Genomic DNA, 4,056 nt, shown 5'->3' with positions numbered 1-4,056 from the left:
GGTGGCCCGATCGTCGAGGCCGGCGGCCCGGACGCGGTCGGCCGCCGCCTGCGCCGGCAACCTGGTGATCTCGCGCAGGAACGCGCCGAGCGCGCGGCCGAGTTCGGCGGGTCGGCCTGGGGCGTCGCCATGCCAGAAGGGGAGCCGACCGGGCCGTCCCGGAGCCGGCGTCACCAGGACCCGGTCGGCGGTGATCTCCTCGATGCGCCAGCTGGATGAGCCGAGGAGCACCACGTCGCCGACCCGCGACTCATAGACCATCTCCTCGTCGAGTTCCCCGACCCGGCTGGATCGCTCCCCGACGAGGAAGACGCCGAACATGCCCCGGTCGGGAATGGTGCCTCCGCTGGTCACGGCGAGCCGCTGGGCGCCCGGGCGGGCGGTGAGGATCCCGGTGACGCGGTCCCAGGTGATGCGGGGGCGCAGCTCGGCGAACGCGTCGGAGGGGTAGCGGCCGGCGAGCATGTCCAGGACCGCCTCGAAGGCGGAGGCCGGCAGCGTCGCGAACGTCGCGGTGCGTCGGACCAGCGCGCCGAGCTCGTCGACGTGCCAGTCCTCCATCGCCGTCATTGCCACGATCTGCTGGGCCAGCACGTCGAGGGGGTTGCGCGGGTACCGCAGCCGCTCGATCGCCCCCGAGCGCATCCGCTCGGCGACCATGGCGCATTCGAGCAGGTCGCTGCGATGCTTCGGGATGATGACGCCGCGACTGGTGGCGCCGACCTGGTGGCCCGCGCGGCCGGTGCGCTGCATCCCGGCGGCGACGCTTGGCGGGGACCCGATCTGCACGACCAGGTCGACGGCTCCCATGTCGATGCCGAGTTCCAGGCTGGAGGTCGCGACGACCGCGGGCAGCCGGCCAGCCTTGAGATCCTCCTCGATTCCGGCCCGTTGCTCCCGGCTCACGCTGCTGTGGTGGGCCCGCGCGATCTCCGGCCACGCCGTGCCGCCGCCCTGACCCGAGGCGCCCATCAACGCCGCGGGTGACGTCCGGCTGGCTTCCCCCGGCCCGTCCCCGGCCACGGATTCGCCCGCGGCGGTGGCCGCGGCGAGCCGTTCGGCGTACAGCTCGTTCAGCCGGGCGCAGAGCCGCTCCGCGAGCCGGCGCGAGTTGGCGAAGACGATGCTGGCGGAATGGGCCAGCACGAGGTCGAGGACATGCTGCTCGACCGCCGGCCAGATCGACGCTCGGTGCGGGGCGGAGGCCGCCGAGCCGTCCGGGGACCCGTCGAGGAGCTGTCCGCCGAGCCGGGTCATGTCCTCGACCGGCACCACGACGTCGATCTGGAGGGTCTTGGCCGCGGGCGGGCGGACCACCGCCACCGGGGCCGTTCCGCCCAGGAAGCGGGCGACCTCCTCGACCGGCCGCACCGTGGCGGACAGGCCGATCCGCTGGGCCGGGGTGTCCAACAGGGCGTCCAGACGCTCCAGGCTCAGCGCGAGGTGGGCGCCACGCTTGGTGCCCGCCACCGCGTGGACCTCGTCGACGATCACCGTCCGGACGCCGCGCAGCGACTCCCGCGCGGCGCTGGTGAGGATGAGGAAGAGCGACTCCGGGGTGGTGATCAGGACGTCGGGGGGCCGGGCGCCGAAACCGCGCCGTTCGGCGGCGGTGGTGTCGCCCGACCGCAGACCCACGGTCACGTCCGGCTGGGGTAGACCGAGCCGTTGCGCGGCGGAGCGTATCCCCGCGAGCGGCGCCCGCAGGTTCCGTTCGACGTCGATGGCCAGCGCCTTGAGCGGGCTGACGTAGAGCACCCGGCAGCGCCGGGTGGGCTCGGCCGGCGGCGCCGAGCGGGCCAGCGTGTCCAGCGACCACAGGAAGGTGGCCAGCGTTTTCCCCGAACCCGTGGGTGCGACGACCAGCGCGTTGCCGCCGGTGCGAATCGCCTCCCACGCGCCCCGCTGGGCGGGGGTCGCGGCGGTGAAGGCCGCGCCGAACCAGCTCCGGGTCGGGGCGGAGAACGCCGTGAGCGGATCTGGCGGATCGGGGGAAGCGAAGCTGGGCACGTTGACCAGTCTGCGTCGAGGGACCGACAACTTTCCGCCGGTGTGGTTCAGGCCGGGCCCGCCGTGGGGCCCGGCCTCGACCCGGTCGTGGTTCCCGCGACCGTGGTTCCCCCCGACCGTGGTTCCGCCGGTGGGAACCCCAACCGGGGACCCCCGGCGGGGATCCCCGACCAGGACCCCCTTGGGTGGTCCCGTCCCGTCCGGACGGTGCACACTGGCGAAGTGCGGTTGACCGAGTTCTGGGCGAAGATGAACACACGGTTCGGTTCCGCGTACGCAGAGTCGTTTGCGCGTGATCATGTGTTGTCCGGTCTCGGTGGCGCGACGGTCGAGGTGGCCCTGGCCCGTGGTGACGACGCCAAGACCGTCTGGCGAACCGTGTGCGAGGAGTTCGATGTGCCGGCGCGGGATCGCTGAGCCACCGTCCGGTGTGTCGTCGGGTCGTCGAACGCATGTTCGTCTAGAGTCGTCCCTGTGCGGCTACTTGTCCACAGATCATCCTCGACCCTCGAAACTGTCGGACCCACGGCCTAACGTCATCCTCGTGGCCAAGACTCGACGACCTCAGCATGGAGTAACTCCAATGGCAGGACTCGACCGTGAGAAGGCGTTGGATAACGCCTTGGCGCAGATCGACAAGCAGTTCGGCAAGGGATCGGTCATGCGGTTGGGGGACGACACCAGGCCGCCGATCCAGGCCATCCCCACCGGTTCGATTGCTCTGGATGTCGCGCTCGGCATCGGCGGGCTGCCGCGGGGGCGCATCATTGAGATCTACGGCCCGGAGTCGTCCGGGAAGACGACCGTCGCCCTGCACGCGGTGGCGAACGCGCAGGCGGCCGGTGGTATCGCGGCGTTCATCGACGCCGAGCATGCGCTCGACCCCGAGTACGCGGGAAAGCTCGGCGTCGACACCGACGGTCTGTTGGTCTCCCAGCCGGATACCGGCGAGCAGGCGTTGGAGATCGCGGACATGCTCGTCCGGTCCGGCGCGCTGGACATCATCGTTATCGACTCGGTGGCCGCGCTGGTCCCGAGGGCCGAGATCGAGGGTGAGATGGGGGACAGCCACGTCGGCCTCCAGGCCCGCCTGATGTCCCAGGCCCTGCGCAAGATGACCGCGGCGCTGGCGAACTCCGGCACGACCGCGATCTTCATCAACCAGTTGCGCGAGAAGATCGGGGTGATGTTCGGCTCCCCGGAGACCACGACTGGTGGTAAGGCGCTGAAGTTCTATGCGTCGGTGCGCCTCGATGTCCGTCGTATCGAAACCCTCAAGGACGGCACGGAGGCCGTGGGTAACCGGACCCGCGTCAAGGTGGTGAAGAACAAGGTGGCGCCGCCGTTCCGGACCGCCGAATTCGACATCGTCTACGGAGGCGGTATCAGCCGGGAGGGTTCCCTGATCGACATGGGGGTCGAGCACGGCATTATTCGTAAGTCCGGTGCCTGGTACACCTACGACGGCGATCAGCTCGGCCAGGGCAAGGAGAACGCCCGGTCGTTTCTGCGGGACAACCCCGATCTGGCCAACGAGATCGAAAAGAAGATCAAGGAGAAGCTCGGCATCCTGCCCAGTCTCGAATCCGATGCCGTGGCGCCCGTCCCGGTCGATCTGTAGCCGATGGCAGGAGCAGATCCGGGGAATGTCGCGGCCGGTCCGTCGTTCGCCCGGACGGCCGTCGCGGCGGACGAAGAGCCGTGGCTGAAGGATCCGATCTCGGTCGCGCGGGAGATCTGTCTGCATCAGTTGGCGACCAGAGCGAGGAGTCGAGCAGAGCTTGCGGCGACCATGCGGCGACGAGGGGTCACCGATGAGATTGCCGGTGTGGTCCTCGACCGGTTGGCCGCCGTCGGTCTGATCGATGATGAGGCCTTCGCCGCCGCCTTCGTCTCCTCCGCTCGGGCCCGTCGTGGGCTGGGTAGGCAGGCCTTGGCCACAGAGCTGCGTAAGCGGGGAGTGGATCCGGACACCGTCGAGGCCGCCCGCGAGCTCGTCCTTCGTCGGCTGCGGTCGATGGACCGCCTGCCCGAGCAGGTCCGTAC

Annotated in this window: 4 protein-coding genes; 3 read left to right on the top strand and 1 reads right to left on the bottom strand. The window is 70.4% G+C overall.

The annotated features are described in order from the left end of the window. A partial coding sequence (locus ACY45C_RS11520) for a DEAD/DEAH box helicase (protein ID WP_462187610.1) occupies positions 1-2,040 on the bottom strand: 2,040 nt, incomplete at its 3' end. A gap of 192 nt (positions 2,041-2,232) precedes the next feature. Between ACY45C_RS11520 and ACY45C_RS11515 the strand changes: the two genes are divergently transcribed. From ACY45C_RS11515 to ACY45C_RS11505, 3 genes are all read left to right on the top strand, one after another. Continuing rightward, positions 2,233-2,427, top strand: a complete 195-nt coding sequence (locus ACY45C_RS11515) for a DUF3046 domain-containing protein (RefSeq protein WP_462187609.1) — start codon at positions 2,233-2,235, stop codon at positions 2,425-2,427. A 166-nt stretch (positions 2,428-2,593) separates the two neighbouring features. After that, a complete protein-coding gene (gene recA / locus ACY45C_RS11510) occupies positions 2,594-3,631 on the top strand; it encodes a recombinase RecA (RefSeq protein WP_462187608.1) in 1,038 nt (345 codons plus the stop codon). A 3-nt stretch (positions 3,632-3,634) separates the two neighbouring features. Next, a partial coding sequence (locus ACY45C_RS11505) for a regulatory protein RecX (RefSeq protein WP_462187607.1) occupies positions 3,635-4,056 on the top strand: 422 nt, incomplete at its 3' end.

The organism is Frankia sp. CcWB2, from assembly GCF_977927585.1.
The sequence above is the reverse complement of the archived record's forward strand: the minus strand, read 5'-3'. Positions and strand labels throughout refer to the sequence as shown.